The organism is Streptomyces sp. NPDC101776, from assembly GCF_044766845.1.
Taxonomy (GTDB): domain Bacteria; phylum Actinomycetota; class Actinomycetes; order Streptomycetales; family Streptomycetaceae; genus Streptomyces.
Genome location: NZ_JBIWMV010000002.1, coordinates 745,487 through 772,244, shown reverse-complemented (window position 1 = coordinate 772,244; position 26,758 = coordinate 745,487). Strand labels below are relative to the sequence as shown.

The window sequence follows — 26,758 nt, the reverse complement described above, 5'->3', positions numbered from 1 at the left end:
ATCTCGTCATCAATGAATGGATTCGTTGACGACGTTAACGACGTATTCAGGAATCTACTTGTGTACTAAATCTTCCGGTATCCCCTTCATCCCCGGAACGCCTCCTCGAAGAGAAGCAGCTGCTCGTCCTCGGCACTGCGGTCCCGGGCTTCGGGTTCCTCCTCCAGCCCGGGTGCAGGGTACTTCGCCGGATCGGGATCCGCCGCCGGCGCCTCCTCCTGCCCACGTGTCGGCAGCACATACTGCTGGCCGAGGCCCGCCAGGTGGAGGGGCAGAGGAAGAGCGAGCGCCTCGGGGTAGTCCGGTGGCTGGCGCAGGAGGTGGGCGGTGAGGGCCAGCGCCTGGGGGTCGTCGCCGTCCTCCTCGTGACAGCCGAGGACAGCGAGTTCGACCAGGGTGGGCATCCAGCCCATCTCACCCGTGTCGATGGTCGGCTGCCCCTTGCGCTTGCCCATGCGGATCGGACGCGGGGCCAGCTTGTCGGCCTCGACGGCCGAACTCTTGAACTGCACCGGCTTGGGAGTGGTGGAGTAGAAGACCCGGCCGGAGCCATCTCCCTCGGGCAACCACAGGTGGGAGGGCATCCCATTGGGGCCTTCCTTCGGGTTGACGCCCCACCACTGGGGGGTCTCGCGGCCGGCCGACGAGCGCACCCGCAGCAGCCGCAGATCAGCGTCCAGGCGGCGCGCTTCGGCGTGCCCGTCGCGGATCCGGTCCGGCACCGTACGGCCGTCCTGGAGCCAGGTCCAGTGCGAGCGGGCGTTCTGCGCGTCCACGAACAGCAGCGTCGGCTCCCGGCGCAGCGAGGCTCGTACCTTCTGCAGCCACTCCTCGGCCAGTCGTCGCTGCTCCGCACGGTCCGCGCGCCAACTGCGCCGCTTCCCACCTGCCTGCTGCGCGTCCTCGGCGCCACGCGGTGCCGGAACGAGGGGCCGGACCTCGGCCAGCCGGGTCAGCTTCAACAGCATCGCCGGGTACGGCACCCAGGCACCGGCGCCGTCGTCCGCGTCCGGGTCCCAGCCCTGCACCTTGGCCAGGCCACTGCCCTGGGCATGCGGGGTGACCAGCACCGCCACCGGGACGTCGGCCGCCCAACGGGTGCGCGTGGTGCGGTTCTTGCGCACCATCCAGACGGCCGCGTACCGCATCCCCTTGGGCAGTCCCTCCTCCAGACCGTGCTCGGGGTGCACGCGAGCACCGAGCTGGCGCAGGCCGTCGTCCCAGGCCATCAGCGCACGGTGACGCTGGTTGCCGACCGTGTTGTAGCCCTTGACCTGTTTGGGCACCGTCATGAACTGGGTCACGAAGCCGGCGTCCGCGCAGCCGAGCCGGAGCGCGAACTTGGGATCGTGGTCACGGGTCTCGAAGTCCTCGGGGCGGTCGATCTCCACGAGCGCCAGAGTCGGTGTGCCGCCCGTGCGGTCCCGACGCAGCCACTCGGCGGTTTCGGTCCGTCGAGCGTGCACGGCCGCCGTGACAACCTCCCTGGTGCGCCGGGCTCGCTCCGGGACGGCCAGTCCGTCGGTGAGTGCGACGGCCGCGTCAGCGCTCTCGGCACCGTCCCGGACGGGCCGGTAGCAGCGCAGCCGTACGGTGAGTTCGGGGGCCTGCCACTCCAAGACGACCGGGGTCGCGGGTGTGGCCTCCCGGTGGGCTTCCTCGGTGGGAGTTCCGCCGTCGCCCTTGAGGCCGAGCCGCTCGACGAGTGCCGCAATCGCCGTCGCGCGCATCTCGCCGGTCTGCCACAGCAGCCGGGCCTCAAGGACCGGAAGGTCGTCCGGCACGTCACCGAGGGCCGCGACGGCATGGGCGACGGCGGCCCGGCGCTCAGCCGTCCGCCTAGCCGCCTCCTGCTCCTTCTCCTCCTTCTTTACGCTTCCTGGCGGGGCGTTGAGGGGTTTCGCACCGGCGAGCGCCGTGTGTGCGAGCCGGGGGGCGGGGCGCAACTGCTCGGGAATGGCCTGCTGGGCCCACTCGGTGAGCTGGGAACACTGGTTGGACATCAGACCGGCCTTGACCTCGTGGGTCCCCATGGCCGTGCGATACACGATCCCGGCGCGGGCTTCGCGTCGCAGCCAGCCCTCGGGGTCGGTGAGGATCGCGTCCGCGTCCGGGAACGGCTCGCCGAAGGCGATGTCCGCGAGCAGCCGTGCGGGGCCGCCGTCTGCCCAGCCGTCCGCGAAGGTCTCCTTCTCCTTGTCGAAACGCCGCTCCAGCTGCGCGACGGCGAACCGCTCACTGAGCGGGACGCCCGGCAGGACGGGGACGCGCGGGCGCAGCAGTACTGTCGTGCGGCTGCCGTAGGGCAGGTGCAGACGGCCGGACTTGGCACCGACGCGGGTCGCCCAGCGCCGGATCGACCAGTGCAGATGGAAGCGGGGCAGCGGGTCGAAGGGCACGGTGTGCAGGGTGATGTTGAGGACCACCGAGAACCACCAGGTGCCCGCGGGCTTGCCCGGCTCGTGCGGCAGCGGTTGCGACACGAGCTCGGCTCCCTTGTCCTTGGGCCCGCGTGGCATGGCCCGGAAGCGCAGGGATCCCGCATCGTGCGGGTACGGGCCGAGGTCGAGGATCCGCCGGGCCAACCAGTCGGTGGCGAGCGTGAATTGGTGGGCCTCGGGAGCCGCGGTGCCGCCACTGGTGAGGCCGCCCACGAGGAGTTCCCGACGTACCGGCTCCCACGCGGGCGGATCCGCGGCGAGCTGGGTCCGGACACTCTTGAGCAGTTCGCGGTGCTCTCGTTCGGGGCGGAGTTCTCCGAGCCAGCGGTTCAGCAGAGGGGTGAGGACATTGGACGGCAACGGGTCGGGCGCGTCCGCGGCAACGTAGAGCCAGCGGGCCGGCTCGTCTCCGCGCTCGTGGGGCGAGCGGGGCATCACCAGCACGTCCGGGGCGAATGCCTGAAGCACCTGTTCCAGACGGCGGGGCGGCACCGTGCGCCAGGGCTCGGCGTCCGGTGCGAGGCCCGCGTTGCAGAGGGTGAGGATCGCTTCACGCCACTGCTCCGGGAAGGGCAGAACCCGGTAGTCGGCGATGATGGAGGCATCCCGGTCCACGGGGATCCAGGAAGCGGTCTGAACATTGCGGTAGGTCGCGGCAGCCATGGCGGATCACTCCTGAGGAGTCTGCGGAGTACGGAACGCGCTCAGCGGCGCGCGTGGTGGTCGAGGGTGCGCAGCGCGTCGTGGAACGGCTCGTACAGAAGCCTGGCGACCACGGGATCTGCGGGGTCCTGGAAGGCGGACGGGTCCGCGTTCGGAGAGAAGTACGGGGCAAGCGCGGTGCCCAGCGTCCTGAGCAGGCCGTCGGCAGCGGGCAGGACCTCATCGGTCGTCGCGGGGGCCAGGGCATGGGCGAGCCTCGGGGCGAAGGCGGCGTCGACGAAGACCACCCGGGCGGGCACACCGCCACGCACGAGGCGGCCGATGACCTGCCACATGGTGACCAACTGGTCCCATGCGAAGGCCCGCTTCTCCCACGGAGGCAGGCGGGAGTAGATGTAGCGGCGCTTCAGCAGACGCCGCCACTCCTGACGGCCCTCGGTGCGCAGATCGCGACCCGCCTGGTCGAGGTCGTGCGCGTGGGCGACCAGTTCACTGAAGGTGGCCGGGCCCTGGCGGCGGTCGTCACGCCGCTGGTCGCGCACGAAGCGGCACACCCAGTCGTTGACGGCGTAGATCGCCAGGGTCAGGTCATCGGGGCGGGGGTGTGGCCGGGCAAGGAACAGTGCGGTTCCGAAGGCCGCGGTGGACTGGGCGTTGAGGATGTTGTGACCGCGTTCCACCGCCATGAGCGGTGCGACAAGCACCTCGGCCGTCGGATCCTCCGCGAACAGGGCGAGATCTCCCCGACGCAGGGTGGCGGCGTAGGACATGTCGGTGCCGTCGAGCGCCAGGTCGAGGTCGGCGGCGTCGGGCATGAGGACGCGAACCCCGTCGTGCCAGCGGTCCTCGCGGCGCAGCGTGTCGGCGACGGCGTACGCCTCTTTGTAACTGCCGACCAGCAGGATGGCGCGTTTGCGGTAGTCGTCGGTGACCCGGGCGAGTTCCAGATCGAGCGGGCTGGAGGAGCCGCCGGGCCCGAGGCGGCCCAGCCTGGTGGCCATGGCGCGGGCCTGTTCGATGCGGGCCTTGGGCTGCGTCCCGGAGAGGAACATCGGTTTGCCGTTGTCCTCGTCGTAGAGGAAGTGGGTGCTGAAGCTGGTGCGTCCGACGGCGTCCAGAGACCGTTGGGACGGTTTGAGGACTGCGCCCACGGGGGCCAGGACATGAGCGCGGGTGGATTCACCGGCCCAGCTGGTGCCGGACATCAGGACCACGTGCGGGCCGGGGCGGCCGGTCGCCGGGTCGGAGCCGAGGGTGGCGAAGGCGTACAGCAGCTCGCGTCCGACGCCCGTGCAACGGAAGAAGCGCAGGGTGCCGCTGGTCCGTCCGTCCTCGTCGCGCTCCCGTTCGTCACGCAGGTACTGGAAGCCGAGGACGTTGCCCATGGGCGCCTCGGGGATGACGGGGGCGTAGTCCAGCGGGGCACGGCGGGCGAGTTCCTTGCCCTGGCTGTCGAGCCGCAGGGCCGCTTCCACTTGGGGCCACAGGAAGGTCAGCCGGTCGAGACGCTGGTGCAGGGCGGACAGCAACAGGGTGAACTCCAGTCTGCGGCAGGTGAGTTCGTACCACTTGAGGTCGTCGCCCTGCGGCAGGTCGGGAATACCGTCCAGGAGACTCCGTAGGAGTGCGCGCACTCGCTCCCGGCTGCGGGGCGGGGACTGGCTGTGCAGGAGGTCCTGGACCGTCTCGACCATGGCGTCGGTGAGTGTTCCGTACGGGCCCAGGCCGCCCAGCGGGTCGTCACGGAACGCATCGAGGAGGCGGGTCAGTTCGGTACGGCGGGGGTTCTCGTGTACTGGGGATTCAGGCTCGGGGTCGTCCTCGTCGTCCTCGTATCCCTCGTACAGATCACGCTCGTCGGCGATGCCGTCGGGGGCATCGGAGCCCGCGGGCCGGTAGGCGTCCGGCCCCGGGAGTTCGCCGAACCAGTCGGCGAGCAGCTTCTCCTGAAGCGCCCAGGGGCTGAAGTACTCGATGTCGACCCACTCGCACAGGTCCTCTTCGGAGATCAGCATCCGGTAGAGCCGATCCGTTGTGGTGGTGACGACGGCAAGCGCCGCGTTCCACTGCTCCACGTCGCGGTCGGTCAGCGGCAGCCGGCCGTACCGCGACAGCTCCTCGATCTTGTGGGTGTGGAGCTGGTCCAGCCAGGACTCCACGTCGGGCCGCACAAGCGTCGCGGACGGCGCGAACAGGTCGTCGAGCCGCATCTGGACGGCGTCGGCCTCGTCGACGAAGACGATGTCGCTGCGGGTGCAGGCGAGTTCGAGGTGGCGCAGCCGCTCGTCGTTGAGGTGAGCGGGCACGGCGCTCTGAACGAGGCTGGCCGGGTTGGCGACCCAGATGAGGGCGTCGACCTGGTGGCGGGCGGCGCGGTGGCGCGGGCACTCGGCCCAGATCGGGCACCCGCGCGGGGTGCCCTTCAGCTCGTCGTCGGGGCGCGGCTTCGGTTCACGCACCACCCGGGCCGTCGGATCCCATACGCCGGGCAGACCGTCCTCGGGCTCCGGGTGGTCCGCCGCCTTGTGCTTTTCGGGGTGGAGGGTGGTGCAGGGCGCGTCGGCGTAGCGCAGTGGCTCGGCCGCCTCGGCGCCACGGAGGGCGTCCACCACGCATACGGTGCTCAACTCGTCGAAACCGTAGGCGTCGTGGTCGAGGAGGTTGTCGAGGCCGCGTGAGGCGAGCCTTCTGTGCAGGCGCTCCACGTGGGTCTGACGGGCCGTAGGGCCGAGTACGGGTACGGCGGGCAGGTCGAGATGGGTGAACAGCTCGCACAGGCGCAGCTGTTCGGCCACGTCTCCCACAACGAGCGTGGTCCTCAGGCCTCTTTGGGCTCCCCACACCGCGACGAGTGCCATCAGGGTGCTCTTGCCCGCGCCGACCATGCCGACGAGATGCAGCAACCCATCGAGGCGGAGCGTGTCGCTGTCGGTGAAACCGCGGCCGTCGGCGTCACGCGGGGCGATCCGCAGCTCGGCCAGACGGGCGGCCCAGTGTCCGGGCCGTTCGACGTCGGCCTCGCGCTCCATGTCGTCCATCCACCGTGCGGTGTCGCCGAGTTCGGCGCGCGTCATGGTCAGCGGCTTCGAGCCGCCGGGGCGGTTCGCCACGAGATCGTGGCCCGGCGGGCGCTCGAAGAGGAGTTGTTCGGGGATGGTGACGGACGTGGTGCGGCGCTGCTCGCGGAACTGGCTGCGCCCGGCCGGAGCCAGGGACAGCGGGCGGCGAGCAAAGTCAGGAAGGCCCGCCAAGGCATCGTCGTACACGGCGGTCCGGGCGGCGGCGACGGTGGGCCGTAGCGGTCGCGGCGGCTCGCCGGATCCGGGCAACGGCACGTCATAGGCGCGCAGCCGCTCCGGAACCCGGCGGTAGGAATCCAGCATCTGCTGCCAGGCGCGGCCCCTGCGCAGCGTCCACAACAGATGGCGGGCCGCGGTGAGCATGGTGTCGTGCTCCGGGGTATGTGCCAGGCCGGCCGCCTTGGCGAACGGGTAGCCGCCGAGCAGCGTGTAGGCGCCCTCCGCGGGCTCGTCCGGGGCCATGCGTTCCAAGAGCCGCAAGGCCAGTTCGACCTGGCACACCTGGACGGACTTCATGCCTTCCAGTTCCGACGGCGATCCGTGCCAGACCCGGGCCAGTTCGCGGCTCACCGGCTTGTGCCAGCTCTCCCTGTCACGCACGGTCGGTGTCTCCTTTCAGTGTGCGCAGACGGGCACGGGCCCGCGCGACGAGGTCGACGTCGGTGAGCAGCGGAAGGTCTCGGGCCCGCGCGGGCCGGGCTCGTTCGAAGGCGGCGATGTAGCCGGGCCGGGCCAGCGTGCGGTGTTCCGGCACGCACCAGAACGCCTCTTCGTACGGCGGGTCCTGCGGAACCAGCCGGGCTGAGCGGCCAAGAAAGAAGGGGTGCGCCCAGTCCTTGACGTCGACGGCCCAGCGGTGGCCGTCGGGAAACTCCACCAGCAGGTCGTACGTGTCGTAGCCGGGCCACATACGTACCTGGAGGCCGAGCGCCAGCAGGTCGCGTTCCAGGTCGGCCTCCGCGCGTCCCGGCCCGGTCACGAACTGCCGCAGTGGGCGCTCCAGTTGGCAGACCTCACCGGCCGTCTCCCGGAGGATCCGGCGCCCGGTCGGGGCCGGGCCCTGCCGTCTGCATCGGTCCCGCTCGCACCACCAGTCGCCGTCCCGGGAGGGTACGAGGAGGGTGAGGCAGCGCTCGCAGCAGGTGTAGGCGCCGTCGTGGAGGTAGGAGTCGGGCACTGGCCGGTAGATCTGCCGGATCAGACCTCGGACGGGTTCGAGCACCATGTCCCCGTCCAGTTCGTGCATCTCGAACAGGGTGAGGACCGGTCGGTGCACCAGCAGGCCGCGGAAAGCCGTGTACGCCTCCTCGTCGCCGTACTCCCGGCACACACGCAGTGCGGCCCGCACGATCTGCCGGTCGCGGAACTCCACGGCTGCGTCCGGGGTACGCCAGGCCCACTCGTGGCAGAGCTCGGTAGGGCGCCCGGACTCCTCGTCCAGCAGCCGGTCCTCGGGGCCGATCGCATCGGGGGGCAGGCCGAGCGGCCATTCGGCGAGCGGGAGGGTACGGCAGCGGTCGACGAGTTCGGTGAGGCCGGTGGGGGGCGGTTCCCCGTGCAGCAGGCAGGTGAGCACCGTCCGGTCCAGAGCGCGCTGTGCCTCGGCCGGATAGGGCAGTGCGAAGGCATCGAGACCGACGGCGGCCTCAAGGACGATGAGCGCGTTGGCGAGGGTCCGCAGCAGGGGTACGCCGTCGTGGGCGGCCCATTCCTCCGCGGAGAGCGGGACGGTGTCGGGATCGTCGAGGGTCATCGGAGAACTTCCCCCGGGCGGCGCGCGCCATCGACTCGTGGGGTCCGGGCCGAGGTGCACCAACGGCGGGCCTCGCAGTCGGCGCAGTCGAAGTCGTGGGCGGGGGCCGCGCTGTAGGTCTCGTCGGCCGCCCATGCGGCGGCGAGTTCGGTGATGACGCGACGGGACTGGTCGAGTGTGACAGCGTCGAAGGGGTCGACCTCCTCCAACCGTGCACCGTCCTCGCGCAGCACCTCCAACTCGATCCGCGAGCGGCGCGGATCACCGCCCAGCGCTCCCGAGGCCATGAGAAGGACAGCGAGGGCGAGTTGGGGGTAGGTGCGAACCAGTTCCTGCCGCTCGCCGAAACGGTGCGAGGCCGTCTTCGTCTCGCGCACGACCACGCCGCCCCGGTCGGTGTGCACGAGATCGCAATCGGCGATGACGACGACGTCGGCGTGCGGGTCGTACACGGCAAGCCGCCGCTGCGGCTCGACGGTCTCGTCCGCCGCCAGTCCGTCGAAGGGGCAGCGGCCCCGGTGATGGCGGATCATGGCGAGCGCGGCAGGAAGTTCCTCGGCAGTCAGACCGGGCAAGGCCTTCGGGAGCGACACCTGTCGGCAGGGAGTTCCGGGTCGGGCGGCATGACGCTCATTCAGCCAGGCGTCCACAGCCCGCCCCCGGCGGATTGCCGCGTTCTCGGTTCGTCGCTCCCTGAGTTTCAGGACACGGGTGAGGTAGTAGCGGGCGGGGCAGTCCCGGTAGGCCCGCAGATCGGAGACGGATACGCTGCGCCGCTTACGAGGACGCAGCGGGGCCGGCACACCCAGCAGTCCGGGCACACGCGGAACGGCCGCGCAGCCGTTGAGCGCTTCACAGCGGGCGCAGTCCTGACCTGGGCGCAATTCGCTGCCGTCGGCCGCGCTGGACATCAACTCCTTGGCGTGCTCGTCGAATTGACGCTTGGCCTCCGCCGCGTCCCAATCGGCCAACACCTGAGTTCCGCCGTCGCCGAGTCCCACGCCGACGACCCGGACTCGCTGGGGCAGTACACCGTGGCTCTCCGGCAGTTGGGCCCGTTTGCCGTAAGGAATGTCAGCGGGAACGCCACTCGCCGCGACGTACGCGGCAGCGGCGATCTCCGACAGCGGCCGGTCCCGCTTGACGCAGTCAATGGACGGGATCCAGATCTCCCGCAGGGAGCCGTCCTCGCTGGCGTACTGCCGCCCCCACGCGGTGCGTTCGTACCGATCGGCGCCGCGGCCGTCCGGCTCGCGCAGCCGATCCGCCCCGACCCACTGCTGCCGCACGGGGCGAGTGGCAAGCTGTCCGGCAGCCCTCCGAACGCTCTGCTCGCGGGCTCGGGCGGCGAGATACGTACCTGCCGCCTCCGCGGCCCAGAGCACGTGCGCTTCGGAACAGCGACGCACGTTCACAGGGCTCGCCACAGCCTCGGCAAGGGACTTGCCGCGATACTCCACGGAGTCTACGAGGTTGCCCCAGGGAGCGAAGGGGAAGTCTTCGACCGGCTTTCGGCGGCTGCGATCGGGTTGCTGGGTCAACAGAGGCCTGGCGCGCAGCGCACGGCCGGCAGGGCAGGCGTCCGGCTCCTGACGCAGCAACGGCAGGCCGATGCGGACCAGTTGATCGTCGCCATCCACCTGGGGCGGCTTCCGAAACGCACTCACGAGTGACGTCTCCTTACAGCTCGGCTGAGCGGGACCTCCTCAGCATGAAGGTAGGCTGTGTACAGAGTCAAGCGACGCACATTTAGTTGGGGTGCTTCCACTACGCTGTGCGCGATCGACTACGGAGTGCTACGAGAGGGGTGTGGGCATGGACCGTGGGCAGGTGTTCGCCGAGAGATTCAAGATCACTCATGCGCCCAAGAGCGGCGGCATGGGAACCGTGTACCGGGCCGAGGATCTGAAGACCGGCCAGATCGTCGCGGTGAAGTTCCTGGTCCGCCCGCCACGCGATTCCACGCCCGCCCGCGGGGATCACTTCGGCCGACTGACCCCCAACGAACTCAAACGTTTCGAGCGCGAACGAGATATGCACGAGCAGTTGGGTGGGCACGGCATTCCGCGCCTCATCGCCTACGACTTCTACAGCGGACGGCCCTATCTCGTCACCGAGTTCATCGACGGCAAGAACCTGCGCGATTTTCTGGAAGCACACCGACCCACCCTGGCGGCCACCGCATCGATCGTCGTCCAGCTGCTGCAGATCCTGGAGCGGGTGCACGCAAAAGGGGTGGTTCATCGGGACATAAAGCCGCAGAACATCATACTCGCCGAATCCGGCGAGGTGTTCCTCGTCGACTTCGGCATCGCGCTTCCGGACGATCCCGACGCCACCCGGCACACCGAGGGCCGTACCCCAGGCAGTCTCGGTTACAAGGCCCCCGAAATCATCCTCGGAGAGCGCAACCCCACTCCGGCCGCCGACATCTACGGCGTCGGCTGTACCGTCTTCCGCCTCATCGCCGGCGACCGGGTCTTCAACGGCGCCTCCGAGCACATCATCGAGCAGCAGCACTGTGACACTCCGGCGCCCCGGATCGACCACCGCATCCCGGGTCTTCCGCCCGGACTCGCCGACTTGGTGGCGCGCATGCTGGCCAAGAACCCCAGATCACGTCCCTCAGCAGGTGGAGCAGCAGCGGCGCTCGCACCCCTGCTCCCCAGGCCCGATGACCCCGCGCCGGACCCGGCGCTCGACCCCGACCCCACCATCCCTTTCCGCATGAACACGGATACTCCCGCGACCGCGCCCGCCGCTCCACCCATCCGGGGGCGCAATCGCCGGCCCATTGTGCGCCGTCAAGTCGGCGGCATTCCGAACCGCTCCGCGTTCCAGGCGCTACTGGCCGAAGCAGAGCAGGAATTGGCGCACAGCGAGACGGGGCCGCAGGCGGAACGGCTCGACGCGATGCTCAAAGAGGTCCGCGGCCCTTGGGGAGTCTGTGATCCGGATGTCGTACGAGCCCGCCTACTGTGCGCGGACCGGCTCCGGTACAAAGGAGACTGGCCGGGCGCGGGCGGACGGTACCGGTTGCTGGCACGAGACCTCGACGGCGCCGAGGCGGGAACAACGGAGCACGAACGGTGGCTGGAGGCCCGGATCGGGGTGGCGGAGTGCATGGTTCCGGAGGAGGACAGCACGGACCGTGCGTTCCCGCTGTGGGAAGCTGCGGTCCGACACCTGCGTGCTCTGCTGCCCTCACCGCCACAGCGGGTGGTACGGCGGGCCCGCGAGTCCGGCGACGAGTTCGCCGAATGGGGCCACCGCACAGCCGTAGAGGCGCTGTTGGGCGGGCTGCCGCAGGACTGAGCAGGGCACCGGCAGACAGCCACGGACGCCCGCTCGTGCGCGCGGCATCGTCGGGCAGAGGCCCCGTCGGCACACCGGCCTGCCGGGGGCCTGCTCACTCGGTGGCGATCTGCCCCACCGCCAGCAGTTCGGACAGTGTCCCGCCCAACGACCCCGACACCGAGGACAGTTCCGCAGCAGCCCGCTCGAACTCGATCAACTGCCGGTGAATCGCTCCGTACCGTCGCTGCTCGTCCATCGGCAGCCGAAGCGCTCTGAGACGTCGTACGTCCACACGTGAGCTGACTGATGCGTGGGTACCGGCCTGGCGGGCGTTGAACCGCACTCGAAGGCAGGCCGCGAGGAACCACGGGTCGAGCCGCTCCGGATCCACCCGAAGCCGCTGCAGATGTGGGCCGAGCACGTTCGGTGCAGATGTCTCGACCCAGGCGTCGAACTCCGTGAACGTGGTGACGACGACGATGTCCCCGAAGCCGGTGACGGTCAACTCGCGCTCCCGCTCACCGCGTTCCACATCGTCCGCAGCCATCCACCATTGTTCGCCCTGCCCCTCCCCCAGGTGCGCGGCCATGAGGACCGGCACACCTTGGTCGGGACGGGAACCACGTCGAAGCGCTCCCTCGGGCAACGCTCCGCCCGGCGTCAGCGCGAGAGCGTCGGCGGCCTCGAGTTCACCCACGCTCACGGCCACACGCACCTGCGGCGAACGTGCCGAAGCCAGCGGTCGCAAAGCCTGCCCGGCGTCGCGCACAGCGAGCAGTGTCTGGTCGAAACGTGTCCAAGATCTGTTGAGTTCGACGGCGGACGTGGCGACGGCGGGTGGCACGTGGCGCGCAGGAGTAAGGTCCGTCTCCTCCCCCAACAGGTCCACCACCGGCACCGTCACGACGCCGGGCGGGGCATCGCCGCGCACGGCGGCAAAGACCCGCTCCTGCACCCCGTCCCAGTCGACCACCTGCGTACCGCCGTCAGTCGGTGTATGGCGGCAATCCGCCGCATCGACCAGCAGGACACGCCCTTCGGCTTCGCTCGTGTCCGGTGCCCGGAGAACCCAGAGGTGCAACCCCACTCCGTAGGGCGGCGCAGCGCCCGGCGGCAAGGCGACCACTGCTTGCAGCGATCCGGCGCGCAGCAACCCGGCCCGGATCCGGCGGCCGGCCCGTCGGGAGGCCACAGCAGGAGGCAGGAGGACGACTGCCACTCCGTCATCGGCCAGGGCGGACACGACATGCTGCACCCAGGCGAGTTCCGGCTCGGTGCGGGGTGGCTGGCCGAAGAGCCAGCGTCGGTCCGTGGCCAACTCGGCGTGGCCCCAGTCCCGTTCGTTGGCAGGCGGATTGCACACGATGATGTCCGCGGGACCACCCACAACGGGGGCGTCGCGCAACGTATCGGCAATCACGATCTCGACCTGCTCGTGCCCCATGGCCAGGGCCAGTCGGGCCGTCGCGAGCCGCACCAGGACAGGATCGATGTCAAGGCCCGTGAGCTGCAACGGTTCCCGCACCGACCATTGTCGAACGGCGGCCAGCAGCAGCGTGCCGGTACCGCAGGCCGGATCTGCCACACGCCGCACCGGGCGCCGCTCGTGAGCCTCGTCGGCGAGTGCCACCATGAGGTCGGCAAGTGGGACAGGTGTGGTGGTGATCTGCCGGACATGGGTACTCAGCCAGCGCTCCAACAGAACATTGAAGGCTTCCACGCCACTGACAGTCAGCCCGGCCTGCGTCGCCTCGTCCACCAATCGAAGTTCGTTGGGGGACAGTTGAGACACTCCATCCGGCCAGTCACGCGCTGCCGAGGCGGAGCCAAGCCTCAGACCCGCCTCAGCGATGACGAGTCCCATACGGTCACGGTCACCGAGTGCCTCGATATGGGGCCACAGCCGATCCAGAACCCCGGCGGAGGCGCGGAGTTTGCCATGGGCCAGCAGCCACTCTTCGACTGTGTCGAGTGCGAACTGCGGGCTGGCGTCGCTTCCCCCGACAGGGACAGGAAAGTCTTCGAACCGCCGCCGCCAATTGCTGACGGCCGCGCGTCCCACGCCGGCGAACCGAGCGATCTCGGCGAGCGTCACCAGAACCCGCTCATCACGCTGCGTCATACTGCCCTTTCTGAAGCCGACCCCCTGCCGTGCCACCTGGCACGACGAACCCCCGCATACCTCATGGCGGATTGATTGACTGAGTTTTCAGTCTACTGCGAGCATTTAGGCAACCCTATGAGGCCTCAGGGTCACATCCGCAGCCCTCAAATCCACCGATCTCTGGGCTTGTGGTGGATGGGCCAGCGGTGTCGTATGGGCCAAGCGGCTGGTGGAGGCCCAACGCTCCGCCGCATGAGGCGACCGAGGCTGTTCAAAGCGCCGCAGGCTGAGGTCAGACCCCAGACAAGAAGCATTCGGTACGTTCCCGGACAGATTGAGGGGGAACCGTCAGCGGATGTCGTCCCTCTTCTTGCGCCGGGAGGGAGGAGGGCGACGGGGCTCTGCGGGAGCGGCATCCCCTTGGGCTGCCGGTCCGCCCGTACGGTCGTCCGCTACGCGCAGCGAGCCACGCATCCAGTACCTTCCGACCGCCCACGTCGTAGAAGCGCATCCGCTCGTCCACACCACGAAAGATCCTGTCCCCGACGGTCAGGGCTTGATGCTCGGCGTCCAACTGTAGTCGTCCGGGCGAGGATTCAGGATCGACGGGAGTGTATGGACCATCACCGAGTGCGTCGCGAGGGCATGCGTCGACCGCAGCGAGGCTCTACAGGATGAGGGACCTGTCGGCGTTTTTTGGGGCGGGGGTCTCGGTCTCGGTGAAGCCGGCCACAAGGTTCCGTCCTGCCGTGGAGATGTGGACCTCTACACCAGATCCTCCAGGAGCAGGTCCAGAACCGCCTCCTCGTGCAGGGCGATCCCCAAGGCGTCCATGGCCGGGGCCAGTTCCGGGTCCCACGTGGCCTCGACTCGGGGGCCGGTGAGCAGGAGCTGGGGCGTGCCGTGCACCTGTGTGCGGGTCGCGAGGTACTCGTAGTCCGCTGCCTTCATGCGCCATGACTCGGCCTGATAGCGGTGGATGACGCGGTTCGCCAGCGCGATCCCCGGCCAGTCGAAGTCCCCGTGGTAGGCGAAGACGCAACCGGTCGCGGCCAGCGCGTCCAGGAGGGTGCGGACGACCGTCGTCGCACTGCCCGAGGTACAGATCAGCGGTGCGGTGCGGCCGGCGTCCGCCGCGGCCTCCACGACCCGTGGGTTCTCGCAGATGTGGATACGGGTGCGGGGCGGCAACTCCAGGTTCAGGGTGCGGAGTTCACGCAGGGTCAGATGGGTCTCCAGGTGGTGGCCGGCCCGATCGCGCAGGGCGGCCTCCTGCCAGGTGCCGCCCGTCGGGCGCAGGCCGTAGGTCAGGACCGTGCTGGAGACCTCGTCGGGGGTGACGGAGGCCAGGTGCCACAGCGCGCGGCGGCCGGGGGCGTCGATCGGGACCTCTGCACCGCACGCCAGGGCGATGCCGCGCTGCACCAGCCGCGCCAGCAGGGTGCCGTCGTCCAGGCCGTGGGCCGAGCCGGTGGTCCGGGTGGCCAGTTCACCGCGGCCCCAGATGGCGGGCGTGGGATCGGGGCCCGGGCCGGGGAAGAGCGCGGCCAGGGTCTGGATCGCCTGAGTGACGGTGGTAAGCGCCGTGTCCGCCGGCCGGCGGGTGAGTGTGCCGCCCCGCCGTATCTCCTCCAACCAGGGGCGGGCCCAGGGCTGTTGGGTCAGCGAGGTGGCGGCCAGGGTCGCTTCGGCCGTGGACCACAATCGAGTGCGCTCGGCCGCTGCCGCGTCCCGGACCGCACGGCGGTCGGTCAACGGCGGCCCCAGTTCCGCCAGTGTCGCGGCCAGGCCGCGGCCGACCGCGCTGGTGCGCAGGCGGGCGTCCAGGTCCGCCAGACGGAGGGAAGCGCCGGGCGCGGTGAGGGGTTTCGCGAGGAGGAGGGACAGTGCCTCGCGCTCCGCCGAGTCCAGGTTCTGGAGTCTGACAGTGCCGGTCGGCTGCAGGCCGTTGCGTTCCAGGCGTGCGCGTACGGTCGCCCAGAGGCGGGCGAGACCCGGGCGGTTCAGGAACGCGAGGGCGTCGGCGGCGGGCCTCCGGTCCGCCGCGCGCTCCCTCGTCTCGTCCCCCATGCCCTCCCCCATCTCCGCCTTCGTCTCCTCCCCCGTCTCCTCCCTCATACCGGCATCAGGCGTCTGTGCCGCCCGTTCCACATGTAGTGGAGCGTGGCCACTCCCCGGACATGCGGGTCGCGCAGGCACTCGTAGATGTGCAGGGACGGGACGTCGGGCCAATTGCCGATCAGGCGTTCACTGGTGAGAACGAAGTCGAGGTCCAGGTCGACCAGGATGCGGCCGAGGCGGGCGTGGGTGGGCTCGTCGACCTTGGCGAACGCGTCGTCGAGGAGGATGAGGCGAGGAGCGTGCGGGGCCGAGTCCGCGAGGCTCGTGAAGTGCGCGGCGGCGGCTGCGAAGAGGACCAGGTACGACAGCACCCGCTGCTCGCCCTGGCTGAGCCCCGTGCGGCCCGACAGCTTGCGTCTGCCGGTCGGGGCCGCGTCGTTGACCACCCAGGGGGTGAAGGTGAACCAGTCCCGGTAGTCGAGGGCCGTACGCAGATGGGAGGCGTAGCCCGCGGCCGGGTCGGCCCGTCGGGCGTCCTCGATACGGCGCTGGAGGACGTCCCGCAACCGCTCGGACTCCTCCCGGGTGCGCAGGCCCGAGGGGCTGCGCAGCAGGTCGACGGCTGCCTTGACGTCCGCTTCCACGCCGTCGGCCAGTTTCCAGTCGAGCGTGACGCCCAGGCCGTGCGAGGTACGGACCGTGGACAGGGTGGCGTTGAGGGCCGCCACCAGAGCGCCCGCGGCCAGGACCTGGGTCGAGAGGTGGTCGCCGAGTTCGCCCGTCAGGAAGCGCTGGAAGACCTCGCGCTCGCGTTCTGTCAGCCGGTCGCGGGCGTCGGCCGCCTGGCCGGCGATGCGCTCGCCCACCGCGGCGATGTCCTGCGGGCCGTGGTCGTCGACGAGCCGGCAGAGCTTGATGCCGTCGTGTTCCTCGATCGTCGCGTCGTAGCCTCCGGAGAGCTGGTCGCGTAGTTCGGTGTGGCGGTTGAGGAGCGTGGTGTCCGAGATGTCACGGCGTTCGGCGTCCAGTCGGCCGCGTACGGCATCGACCAGCAGGCGCAGCACTTTCACTCTTTCCCGTACGTCGTCGTGGACGGGGTCCGACGACTTCAGGGCCCCGGCCTCCTCATCGCCGTCGCCGTCGAGGCCCGCTCCCCCGGACACACCCGGCAGCGACAGGGCTGTGCGCAGATGCCGGCCGCGGGTCAGGGCCTCGTCCTCCTGGGCGGCGAGGGACTCGCGCTGTACTCTTTCGTCCTCCTCCGCGCGTACGCGCCTGTCGTGCAAGTCGTCCATGTCCTCGCGTATGCGCGGGAGTTGGCGTACCACGGCGTCCAGGCGGCGCTGTCCGTCGGCCTCGCGCGCGAGGATCTCCTGCTCGGTGGCACCGAGCGCCTCCTCCATGCCCTGGACGGTGCGGCGGGCGGCCTCCAGACGGTTCAGCGGCTCGGTGCAGTCGGCTTCCGCGTCTCTGCGGGCCGCCGCCGCACGCTCGTAGTCCGTACGGCCGGCGCGATGGCCGTCGGCCGTGGACCTGACCGCGCGCACCCGGCGCCGCAGGCCCGCGACACCCTGGCCGAGGCGGTCCAGGGCGAGCCGGACCGTGTCGAGCGCGGCGGGATCCGCGGGGAGGTCGTGGGCGCTCGCCGTCGCCTCCGTCGCCCGTCTGGCCGTTACCGCGCGGGCCCGTGCCTGCTCCGCCTCGTGCGTCGCCGTGGCCGCCTGCCCGGCGAGGATCTCGGCCGTGTGCTCGGCCTCGGCGGTACGGGCCCAGGCGTCGGTCAGCCGACGCGCGGGAGGTGGCCGGCGCAGGGTGTCCGCGACGCGGTCGCGGTGCTCGGTCAGGATGCGCAGGCTGTGCTCGCGCTCCGTCAACCGGTCCTGCAGCGCTGTCAGTTGATCGTCGAGTTCGGCCAGTGCCCGGCGGCGGGTCTCCGCGCGCACCTCCGCGCCGACGTACTCGGCGGCCCGCTTGGTGTGGCGGCCACGGGCGATGCCGAGCCGCCACGAACCGTCGGTCCCCATCGCCGTGTCGCCCGCGCCGCCCGCCTCGTCTTCGCCTGCCCGGTTCTCGCCCACCGGGTCCACACCCGCTGCGCCCCCGGCCGCCGCGTCCCCGGTCACCAGCGCCACCGCCCCCAGCACCCGCTCGACCTGCCCCGCCGTCACCCCGCTGTCCGGCGCGGCGACCGGCCGCAGCGCCCGGGCGAGCGTCGTCCCGGCCTTCGGCGCTCCCGGAACCAGCAGGATGTCCCGTGTGGCCGGGTCCAGGATCGTACCGTCGGTGCGGACCCAGGCGTCGAGCAGTCCGCTCGCCTCCAGTGCGGCTTCCAGGCCCGCCCGGGCGTCCTGCGTCAGGTCGTCCACGAAGTCCACCAGCCGGTACAACGGTGCTCCGGTACCGGGTGCGCGGGGAGCCGCGCGGTGCGGTGGAGGCGGCGGCTCGGGGTCGGTACGGCGCTCCCATTCCGCACGCTCACGTCGCAAACGCTCACGGTCACCGGTGAGTTCGCGGACCGTGACGGCGAGGGCATCGCGTTCCTCGCCCAGTTCCGCGAGCCACGGGTCGACGGCCGAACGGGCCGCGTCGGCCACCTCGTCCGGGGCCTGCGCGGGCAGCGGCCCGTCCGCCGGATCGTGCGTGATCAGGGCGAGTACGGCGTCCATGCGCACCCCGATGAGATCGCGCAGCCGCTCGCTCCAGATCCCGACCGCGTCGGCGTACGCCTCTCCCTCCCGCGCGGTTCCCTGTCGGCGATGGTCAACCTGGAGGCGTGCGCGATCCGTCTGTTCCTCCAGTCGCTCGCGGGCCACATCGGCCTCCTGCGCCTCGCGCCGGGCCCGGTCCGACTCCTCGATGAGTGCGCGCAGTTCGGTGACCGTCCGGGAGCGGTTCCTGATCACCGGTTGTGCGGCGTCGAGTTGGGCGTCCCAGGCGGGCAGCGCGGTCGCGCAGGCATCGGCGTCGACCGCCAGCACCTCGGTGTGGCGTACGAGGTGGAAGTCACCCTCCGGTGCGGTCAGTTCGACCGTGCCGGCCGGGGAGACCGGCGCGGCGGTGGGCGCGACCGGATCGCCCAAGTGCACGGGGGCGAGGCCGGCCCGCTCCGCCTCGCGGACCAACTCGCCGTGTGCCGTGCTCAGTTCGACGAGTTCTTCGCCGAGTCGGCCGGCCTCGGCGGTGAGCCGGCGCCCGGCCTCCTCCTGGTTGCCGTGCGCCTGGCGCAGGGACTTGAAAGCGGTGCCGGCCGCGTTGTGCAGAGCGGTGACGGTGGCGCGCTTCTCCGCTAACTCCTCGATGCTGCGGTATCCGGCGCTGGCGTGCAGCGCGGCGAGGTCCGTCTCGGCGGCGGTCCGCTCGCCGACGAGGGTGTCGACGCGGGCGGCGATCTCCGCCTCGCGTCCGCGCAGCGCCTCCGCGTTCCGCGCCGCGTCGCCCGCGGACCTGCGGCACTCCGCGAGCCGGTCCAGTTCGGCGCCCGCCCGGTCGGCTCGGCGGCGCAAGGCCCCTTGCAGATAGCCGCGGTAGCCGGTGAGGAAGGTGCGCAGCGCCTGGTCGGTCCGCTCCAGGCGCCCCAGATCGGCCCGTACGGCGTCGAGGTCGTCGAGGTTGCGGGCGACCTTCTCCACGATCTCGTCGTCGAGCGCCGGCAGTGTCTCGGCGAGCACGGAGACCAGGCCGCCGGAGTCGATGCGGTCGCCGATGGTGGGCCGGCGCAGCCGGTGGAGGAGGTGGAGGAGGTTGCGGTAACGGGCCGGGTCGGTCAGGCCGAACAGTTCGCGGGCCACCCTCGCCCGGTGCTCCACGGCCCGGTCGGTGACGTTGTCCGCGCCGACCTTCTCCTTGAGCTGGTCCAGGGAGAGCGGCTGGCCGGCGGGGGCGAGGTGCAGGTCTTCGCCGATCCGGAGCGGGGTCACGAAGAAGAACGGCTTCGCCGTCCTGGTCGACCGGGACGCTCGGACGGCCGCGCCGAGTGTGAGGTGATGGTCGACGCCTTCTTCGTCGGTCCGCGCAAACTCCACCCAGAGATAGCCCAGTCGGTTGGTCTGCTCGAAGCCGTCCAGCATCAGCCAGAGGAGGGTGGTGCGCCCCGTGCCCGTGGCGTCCAGGGCGCGGGCGTCGCCGTCGAGCAGATACGGCAGCAGCATCTCCAGAGCCTTCGACTTGCCCGCGCCGTTCTTGCCGCGCAGCAGGAGACGGCCGCCGCCGAACGCGAACTCCTGCTCGTCGTACTGCCAGACGTTGCGGATACCGGCGCGGTGCAGGCGGTATCGGTGGGAGGAGATGGGGGTGGACGTGTGGGTGGTGGGGGTCATCAGGGCGACTCCTCGATCACGGCGTCGGTCACGGCGTCCGCCGAGGACTCTTCAGCAGGGAGTGAGAATTGTGCGGGCTGTGCGGTGGCACGCGGTGTGATCGCGACTGTCGTCGCATACCGGGCCGCTGCGGCGAGGAGCAGCCAGCCCGCCGCTCGTTGCGGACCGCGGGCGCCCGAGACGTCCGTCACGGAGCGGCCGTCGGCCACCGTGTCCTCATACCCCTCGGGCAGACCGTGACCGTCGGCGCGCACGGGTCCCGCGGGCGCCATCAGCCGCATCCGGACGAGGAGGTCCAGCACGGCGGCGAGGAATCCGTCCCGGTCCTCCACATGGCCGCGCTGCCAGTTGCCGCGTCTGCCGTACTCGTCGACCAGTCCATCGAGCAGTTCGGGCAGCAGACCCGCCGGGACCGGTACACCGATGACCAGCCGGCCGCCGATCGCGGGATGCCCCGGCTCGTGCGGGCGCAGCCGGTCGACGAGCCGCTCCACGAGCAGCAGCGCGGCCTGGGCGACCGTGCCGGTGCCCGGCAGGTGCAGATCGGTGAGTTCGGCGTCCGGGTCGATGAGGGCTATGCCCTCGGCGCGGATCTCGGCCTCCAGACCGAGCAGTTCGGAGAACGCCTGCGCCTCGCGCCGCTGCCGCGTGCGCAGCCATTCGCGCTCGGCGTCGGTGAGGTCGTCGAGGTGCACGACCGGGGTTTCGACGAGACGCCTGCGGACGTAGGTACGCGGTCCGCCGAAACCGGGGTCGGCTGCCCGGCGTACGAGGTCCGCGCCGTCGCGGCTCTGGGCGAGCGGGCCGGCGACGACGGCCCGCGCGATCTCGCGGTCCACGGTCAGCAGTGCCTCGCCGGCCTGCTCCTCGGCGACCGCCGACACATGGCCCTCGGTCTCCGCGAGAACGCCCCAGTCGACGAGCCGGCGCAGCGCGGCGGCGAGTGTCCGCCGCTCGGCCTGCCGCCCGATGTCGGTGACCTCGATCCCGGCGTCGACGGCGGCGGCCCTCAGGTCGGCGACTAGCTGCGAGAGCAGGATCTGTTCCGGCGCGGTGACAAGGACCGACAGGGCGAGGGCCAGATAGGCGTACGTCCTTGGCGTGAACGGCGTCCCGGTCGACGGCCGCTCCAGCCGGTGCCCCGAACCCGGCCCGAGGCCCGACTTGAACAGCCGGGCGTACGTCGCCTCCACCAACAGCCGGTAACCGAACACCTGTTGAAAGCGCTGGCCGAGCCAGTCGGCGTGCCGCCGGACGAGCGGGAAGGTGTCGCTGTGCGGTCCGCCGCTGGTGACCAGGGGGTGCGCCAGGAGCAGCCGGGCGGCGGTACGGCGTTCGGCTGCAAGCGCGACGTCGTGGGCAGAAGGCAGCGGCATCAGGCGCTCGCCTCCTCGACGGCAGGGGGTGGGGCACTCCCGATGATGGAGGGCGAAACACTCCGGACAGCCGGGGCTGACGCACTCCCAGTGGCAGGGGTCGATGCACTCCGGGCAACGGGAACCAAGACATCCCCGACGACAGCAGCCGATGTCCTCTCCACAGCCAGCGTGAGGTCGTCGGCCGTCAAGTCCCCGTCCACGGAACGCAGAACCGTGTGCCGGCCAGGAGTACGCCACGCCGTCAGCCGGATGCCGAGGTCCGCGTCGGCGGCCTGGGCGCCCTCGATCTGGAAGTCCTTGGCGTCCTTGTGCAGTTGGGCATTGCCCAGCGCCGAGGTGAGCAACTCCAGAAGCAGCCGCATGGCCGCCGCGCCGAGCCTCACCTGATCGAACCTGCCCGACGCGCTGCGCAGTTCGTCGGCCGCCGCTCGCCGGGCCTCGGCCTCCTCCCGCGCCTGCTCCATGAGGCGGTGCTTCTGCTCGGCATGGTCCTCGGCCGCCGCGGAACGTCCACGCGGCGCCCTGCTGCCACGCTCACGCAAGGCCACGGGTACATCCACCACAGGTCCGGTCCACCAGCTCACATACGCGGGCACGGGCCGGTCCGGGTCCGGTGCGACTCCGAGGTGTCGCGCCCCGTAGAGCCCGAAGGCGGCGACCCCGATGTCGTGCGCCTCCTCCGGCTCCGCGGTGTCGAACCAGACCGCCAGCCGCAGCAGATCCTTTCGGCGGGACATCTCACCGGAGGCCGAGCGCAGCATCCGCTTGGCGTTCGCGAGCAGGGACTGCAGGGCGCGCAATGTGGCGTCCCGGAGCTGGTCCACCTGACTGCCGTGTCCGTACCCGCCGGTGTCGGTGAACCAGTCGCGCAGCCCCTCCCAGTCGGGGAGGTCCCGTCCACGGCTGCGCTGCACCCGGGTCTCGGGCAGCCCGTCGGCGAGCGCTCCGATCCCTGCCGCGTGCGCGTCGATACGGGCGAGCAGCGCAGGCAGGTGTGGCCACACGGAGTCCAGGTGGGCGGCGATGCGCGGGGCCCGGAAGGAGACCTCCTCGGTGATGGCCTCCACATAGTCGAGCAACAGCTCCTTGAACCCCTGGTACTCGGCACCGTCGAGGTCGTAGCGCGCCAGGACCTGGCCCAGGTAGGCGTAGAAGTCCCTTACGGACTCGGCGAATTCGGCGAACTGCACGAAGAGCGTGCTGACCCGCTCCAGTGCCTGCCGCGGATCCGCGCCGCCCGGTGCCGCGACGAGCGTCGCGATCTCGTCCAGGCCGCGGTCGACGAGCGCGAGCAGTTCGCTGCTCACCTCGCGGGCGGCGTCCGCGCCGGCCAGCACCTCGTCCGCGTCCCGCTGCACGCGCTCCCCGAGCTTGGAGAGCTGGTAGCGGGACCGGGAGCGCTGGTATTCGGCGATGGTCGTCGCCCGCACCGCGTGTGTGCTGCGCAGCAGATTGCCCCAACGCACGAGTTGTTCGAGCCGGGCGGTGAGCGTCTCCGCGTCCAGCGCCGCCCCCGGCCCGCCCGTCCGCCTCAGCTTCGCGAGCACGTCGGGTACAGCCAGGTCTGCGAGCAGCGTGCCACAGAACACCCGCATCACCGCGAGGTGTTCCAGCCGCTCCGGGGCGCTGAGATAGGTGTATGCGCTCAACCGCCGCCAGGCTCCCGCACCGGGTCCCTCTTCGTAAGACTCGTTCCCCTCCATGTCACCGAGCGTACGGATCGCCTCTGACACCTCGGCGCAAGTCGGCGAAATCAGGGACATCGGAGGATCACGGGCATCAGGCGGGCAGCACGACAGGACCCGCCGTACGCACGCGCCCCACCCTCACCCCCGCCCCGGCGCCTCCAGCAGCGCCAGGCTCTGTCCCCCGAGCCACGTCATCCCGTACGTCTCCGCTCCCCGCGCCGCCTCCCGCAGCAGCCGTACCGCGTGCGGCGCGCTGCCCGGGCCGCCCGCGCGGCGCAGTGCGCGGGCCTGGGCCAGGCGGAGGCGGGCGAGTTCGGGCTGGGAGGAGCGGGCCGGGACCGCCGCCTGGCGGAAGTGTTCGAGGGCGGTCTCCGGCTCGCCCGCGGCGAGGGCGAGGACACCGCAGGCCCGGGCGGTCGGGCCGACGAGGACGGTGGGCCAGCCGCCGAGGGCGATCTGCTCGCCGTCGTGCGGCGCGAGGCGGGCGCGGAGTACGGGCAGCACGCCCGCCAACTCCGTCTCGAATCCGCCCTGGAGGTCCAGCGCCGCGCAGACCTCCGCCAGCAGGACGAGCGCGGGTACCGCCCAGCCCGACGGCGGGAACCGGTCGACGTCGGCGACGCAGCCCAGGAAGAGGTCCGCGCCCTCGGCATGCTGCCCCGTCTCGCACAGGGCGAGGGCGAGACCCGCCCGCCAGACCGGGAAGTAGGAGTGGCGCTCGACGTCGCCGGCCAGGTCGGAGGTGAACAGCTCGGCCAGCCGGCCCTGTTGCCTCAGCAGCCAGTAGGCCTGGCCGAGGCGGGTCTGGGTGAGGTTGTCGGCGGGCACGGCGTAGTCGGCGCGGAGCAGTTCGATGAACTTCAGCGACTCCACGAAGATCCACTCGGCGGCGGCGTCCCACCGGCCGTGCCACAGGTCGAGGAGGGCGTCGAGGGTGTGCCGCTGCCAGAGCGCGAGGGCGCTGTGCGTGTCCGCGGCGTGCTTGCGGTACTGGTTCGCGGTGGCGAGGGCGCTGAAGATCCTGCCGTTGCGCAGTTGGTCGATGGCGACGGCCATGAGGGCCTCACCGCGGAAGTACGGCGAGTCGTGCCGGGCGGCGGCCTCGCGCAGTCGTTCGGAGAGCGTCGACGAATCCGGGGCCGGCATGAAGTCGTACTGTGCCCAGCGGCATTCGGTGAGGACTTCGCAGCGCACCTCGTCGTCGGCGTCGTCGGGTAATCGGCGCAGTGTGTCCTCGGCGATCCGCGCTCCCTCGGCGGGCCCGGCGAGTCCCGCCGCGGTGTCCTGACTGACCGCGAGGGCCATCTTCTTCGCGAGGTGGGCTTCGAGCCGTAGCCGCAGACCCGCGGCCTCCGCCCCGCCGTCGCCGTCCAGCGCGGCGAGACACCCGCGGATCGACTGGATCAGCTCGCGGTCGACCTGTCCGGGATCGGACCAGCGGCGGGCCATCCTGATCACGGCCTCGGCCTGCGCCCGCGGGTCGCCCTCGGCGCTGCGGTAGGCGGCGGTGTAGTGCCGTTCGGCCTCCCGCATCTCGCCCGCGGCGTGGCTGAGGTCGCCGCGCCGCAGCAGCCGCCGGAACTCGGCACGGTCCTGCCCGAGCGCCCAACGCCCGTTCTTCTCCGGGGACTTGACCGCCCCGGACGCCCGCTCACCGGCCCCGCCCCGGACCGCCTTCACCGCCGTGTCGGAGCCGGGCGGCGGTGCCAGCCCGACCAGTGCTCCCTTGGCGCCCAGCACCTCGTCGCACAGCTGGGCCAGCTCCAGGGACGCCCTGCGGCGACCGTTCTCCACGCGGCTCAGGAAGCTGCGGCTGCAGTACACCTTGCCGGCCAGCTCACTCAGCGACATGCCGGCCGCGATGCGGCGCCGGCGTAACTCGGCGCCGAACCCGTCGTGCTCGATGACCATCCCCCCAACAACACACCGCCCGAGCGGTGTTGCCAAATACCCGCTGGCAACACCCGACCCCTCCGGACCGGCCCGAAGACCGGGGAAGCTGTCTGTGCCGGAGCCTACGGGCACGGGGGCGCGTCCCATGGGGGAACGGGCGCACTGATCATGCCTTCGGACGAACCCGGGGCGTGTGCTGTGGTCGATATGCCGGGGGCACCCGACCACAGCACATCCGGCACCAATTCCCCCGTGCGGGACGGGGGTACCGAAGAGCTGAATGACGACGGGGAATGGGGGGTCCACGGTCCGGGGCGCGCGGGGGGCGCTCCGGACCCCGGATCAGGACCCCGCGTCAGGACCCCGGATCAAGAATCCGGATCGGGACCCCGGATCAGAAACCTGGATCAGGCCCTCGAAATCAGGAAGCCGGACCCCTGACCCCGGACCCGATCGCCAGCGCCCGCCCGCCGGACCGGGTGGGGTCCGACGGGCGATCCCGTGACGGCTGCGGAGGACGCGCCCCGGCCCTACGAGGTCAGGTCGGTCACCAGGTGTGAGCCACGTCCACCACGAGATGGTTGGCCGTCTGGAAGACGCGGAACGGCAGCCGGGCGCGGACGCCCAGTCCGGCCTGGGTGTATCCCTCGGAGCCACCCGTGACCTTGAACTCGCGGAAGGTCCGGTACCCGGTGACGTCGACGGACGGAAGCGCCGGGTAGGGCTGTCCGGTCGCCGGGTCGTAGCGCGAGGAGAACAGCGAGATCTCCAGAATCGCCCCGCCCTTGATCGGTACCACGATGTCGCTCGGGTCCTGGTGCAGTGCGTCGACGTAGCGGACCGAGTAGCCGATCGCGTCGGCCCCCGTGCCCTGGGCGTCGAAGACCAGCCGGTCGTAGCACTCGTGCTGCCCGACCCGCACGTCGGTCAGCCGCCTGTTGGCGGCCGGGGCACCGGTCTTGTCCAGGCTCCCCCACGTCACGGCGCAGTCCACGGCCGCCGGCGCGGCCACCGCCGGAACCGTGCCGGCCAACAGCCCACCGCCCGCCAGCATCATCGCGGCCAGTGCAGTACCTATCCGTCGCATGACTACCCCCCGGTTGCTCGCGCAGGTCTGTGTCTTTTCAGACCGGCGGCATTCCGGAAGGTTGTGCGCAGGGGGCAGTCCATCGCGGCGCAGCGGCCCCTCCCGCACCAACTGCCCCGCAAGACCCCAGGATTCCCTGTCGCTACGGCTTACGCGCAAGCCCACCGTGCTCGGCGATGACCGCCGGAACGCCCGAACCGGCCTCCGGACGCCACTCGGTCACCGAGACGACACCGGGCTCGACGAACTCCAGGCCGTCGAAGTACGCGCTGATCTCATCGACGGAGCGCAGGTTGTACGGAACGGCGCCGCTGTTGTTGTAGGCGTCCTGGGCCTGCTCGAAGACGGGGTCGATACCGCGCGACCCGTCGTTGATGGAGAGGTAACTGCCCGAGGGCAGGGCTGCCATCAGCCGGGTGACGATGGAACGGGCCTGGTCGTAGTCGGCGACATGCCCCAGGATGTTGCTGAGGATGAGCGCGGTGGGACGACCGAAGTCCAGCGTCCCGGCGGCGACCTCGAGAATCCGGTCCGGGTCCGTCACGTTGGCGTCGATGTACGCGGTCGCGCCCTCCGCGGTGGAGTACAGCAGGGCACGGGCGTGCGCGAGCACCATCGGATCGTTGTCGACGTAGACGATCCGCGCCTCGGGAGCGAGCCCCTGGGCGACCTGGTGCGTGTTCTGCGCGGTCGGAAGACCGGTACCGACGTCCAGGAACTGCCGGATGCCCGCCTCGGAGACCAGATAAGCGATGTTCCGCCGCAGGAACCCCCGACTGGACCGAGCGATGGTGACAATCCCGGGAAACACCTCGGTGTACGCGTCACCGGCCGCCTCGTCGACGGGGTAGTTGTCCTTCCCGCCGAGCCAGTAGTTCCAGATCCGCGCGGAGTGCGGCACGGACGTGTCGATCTTCTGCTGCTCCGCCGGCTCGGGGGTCGGCACGGGGTCGGTCATGAGTCGTGTACGTCCTTAGGGCGGGGCGGGATCAACGG

13 protein-coding genes are annotated in these 26,758 nt (G+C 70.9%); 1 reads left to right on the top strand and 12 read right to left on the bottom strand.

The window, feature by feature from the left end; translation table 11 throughout:
• Window positions 1-86 precede the first annotated feature (86 nt).
• From ACIRRY_RS09230 to ACIRRY_RS09215, 4 genes are read right to left on the bottom strand one after another with little or no spacing between them, the layout of a single operon-like run.
• Entirely contained in the window at window positions 87-3,104 is a 3,018-nt protein-coding gene (locus ACIRRY_RS09230; RefSeq protein ID WP_403969669.1) for a pPIWI_RE module domain-containing protein, read from the bottom strand.
• 41 nt (window positions 3,105-3,145) lie between these two features.
• A complete protein-coding gene (locus tag ACIRRY_RS09225; protein WP_403969666.1) occupies window positions 3,146-6,784 on the bottom strand; it encodes a hypothetical protein in 3,639 nt (1,212 codons plus the stop codon).
• Complete coding sequence (locus ACIRRY_RS09220; RefSeq protein WP_403969663.1) at window positions 6,777-7,937, bottom strand: hypothetical protein; 1,161 nt, start codon at window positions 7,935-7,937, stop codon at window positions 6,777-6,779. The genes ACIRRY_RS09225 and ACIRRY_RS09220 overlap by 8 nt, the downstream gene beginning before the upstream one ends.
• Complete coding sequence (locus ACIRRY_RS09215) at window positions 7,934-9,226, bottom strand: PD-(D/E)XK nuclease family protein (RefSeq protein WP_403969660.1); 1,293 nt, start codon at window positions 9,224-9,226, stop codon at window positions 7,934-7,936. Before ACIRRY_RS09215 ends, ACIRRY_RS09220 begins: the two co-directional genes overlap by 4 nt.
• 526 nt (window positions 9,227-9,752) lie before the next feature.
• On the opposite strand from ACIRRY_RS09215, the gene ACIRRY_RS09210 reads away from it, so the two are divergent.
• Complete coding sequence (locus tag ACIRRY_RS09210) at window positions 9,753-11,252, top strand: serine/threonine-protein kinase (protein ID WP_403969657.1); 1,500 nt, start codon at window positions 9,753-9,755, stop codon at window positions 11,250-11,252.
• Window positions 11,253-11,346: 94 nt separating this feature from the next.
• Here the strand turns inward: ACIRRY_RS09210 and ACIRRY_RS09205 are convergent, their stop codons facing one another.
• The 8 genes from ACIRRY_RS09205 to ACIRRY_RS09170 all read right to left on the bottom strand — a co-directional run bounded on the left by ACIRRY_RS09205 (window position 11,347) and on the right by ACIRRY_RS09170 (window position 26,720).
• A complete protein-coding gene (locus ACIRRY_RS09205; protein WP_403969654.1) occupies window positions 11,347-13,356 on the bottom strand; it encodes an N-6 DNA methylase in 2,010 nt (669 codons plus the stop codon).
• A gap of 747 nt (window positions 13,357-14,103) precedes the next feature.
• Window positions 14,104-15,456: a TIGR02679 family protein gene (locus ACIRRY_RS09200; RefSeq protein WP_403969651.1), complete on the bottom strand. Its 1,353-nt coding sequence runs from the start codon at window positions 15,454-15,456 to the stop codon at window positions 14,104-14,106.
• Window positions 15,453-19,715, bottom strand: coding sequence for a TIGR02680 family protein (locus ACIRRY_RS09195; protein WP_403969648.1), 4,263 nt, complete (start codon window positions 19,713-19,715; stop codon window positions 15,453-15,455). Before ACIRRY_RS09195 ends, ACIRRY_RS09200 begins: the two co-directional genes overlap by 4 nt.
• On the bottom strand, window positions 19,715-21,091 hold the full coding sequence (locus ACIRRY_RS09190) for a TIGR02678 family protein (protein ID WP_403969645.1): 1,377 nt from the start codon (window positions 21,089-21,091) through the stop codon (window positions 19,715-19,717). The genes ACIRRY_RS09195 and ACIRRY_RS09190 overlap by 1 nt, the downstream gene beginning before the upstream one ends.
• Window positions 21,091-22,797 (bottom strand): TIGR02677 family protein, encoded by a 1,707-nt coding sequence (locus ACIRRY_RS09185; protein ID WP_403969642.1) that lies wholly within the window; start codon window positions 22,795-22,797, stop codon window positions 21,091-21,093. The genes ACIRRY_RS09190 and ACIRRY_RS09185 overlap by 1 nt, the downstream gene beginning before the upstream one ends.
• 123 nt (window positions 22,798-22,920) lie before the next feature.
• Window positions 22,921-24,693, bottom strand: coding sequence for a helix-turn-helix domain-containing protein (locus ACIRRY_RS09180; protein ID WP_403969639.1), 1,773 nt, complete (start codon window positions 24,691-24,693; stop codon window positions 22,921-22,923).
• Window positions 24,694-25,222: 529 nt separating this feature from the next.
• Window positions 25,223-25,762 (bottom strand): hypothetical protein, encoded by a 540-nt coding sequence (locus ACIRRY_RS09175; protein WP_403969636.1) that lies wholly within the window; start codon window positions 25,760-25,762, stop codon window positions 25,223-25,225.
• 142 nt (window positions 25,763-25,904) lie between these two features.
• The gene (locus ACIRRY_RS09170; protein WP_403969633.1) at window positions 25,905-26,720 is read right to left on the bottom strand and encodes an SAM-dependent methyltransferase; all 816 of its coding nucleotides are present in this window, start codon (window positions 26,718-26,720) and stop codon (window positions 25,905-25,907) included.
• Between the last annotated feature and the right edge of the window lie 38 nt (window positions 26,721-26,758).

Excerpts from the sequence above, each read along its gene's own strand:
- ACIRRY_RS09210 (WP_403969657.1), top strand. The coding sequence starts at position 9,753 with ATGGACCGTGGGCAGGTGTTCGCCGAGAGATTCAAGATCACTCATGCG.
- ACIRRY_RS09180 (WP_403969639.1), bottom strand. The coding sequence starts at position 24,693 with ATGGTCATCGAGCACGACGGGTTCGGCGCCGAGTTACGCCGGCGCCGC.
- ACIRRY_RS09200 (WP_403969651.1), bottom strand. The coding sequence starts at position 15,456 with ATGAGGGAGGAGACGGGGGAGGAGACGAAGGCGGAGATGGGGGAGGGC.
- ACIRRY_RS09170 (WP_403969633.1), bottom strand. The coding sequence starts at position 26,720 with ATGACCGACCCCGTGCCGACCCCCGAGCCGGCGGAGCAGCAGAAGATC.
- ACIRRY_RS09190 (WP_403969645.1), bottom strand. The coding sequence starts at position 21,091 with ATGCCGCTGCCTTCTGCCCACGACGTCGCGCTTGCAGCCGAACGCCGT.
- ACIRRY_RS09205 (WP_403969654.1), bottom strand. The coding sequence starts at position 13,356 with ATGACGCAGCGTGATGAGCGGGTTCTGGTGACGCTCGCCGAGATCGCT.
- ACIRRY_RS09220 (WP_403969663.1), bottom strand. The coding sequence starts at position 7,937 with ATGACCCTCGACGATCCCGACACCGTCCCGCTCTCCGCGGAGGAATGG.
- ACIRRY_RS09185 (WP_403969642.1), bottom strand. The coding sequence starts at position 22,797 with ATGGAGGGGAACGAGTCTTACGAAGAGGGACCCGGTGCGGGAGCCTGG.
- ACIRRY_RS09195 (WP_403969648.1), bottom strand. The coding sequence starts at position 19,715 with ATGACCCCCACCACCCACACGTCCACCCCCATCTCCTCCCACCGATAC.
- ACIRRY_RS09230 (WP_403969669.1), bottom strand. The coding sequence starts at position 3,104 with ATGGCTGCCGCGACCTACCGCAATGTTCAGACCGCTTCCTGGATCCCC.
- ACIRRY_RS09175 (WP_403969636.1), bottom strand. The coding sequence starts at position 25,762 with ATGCGACGGATAGGTACTGCACTGGCCGCGATGATGCTGGCGGGCGGT.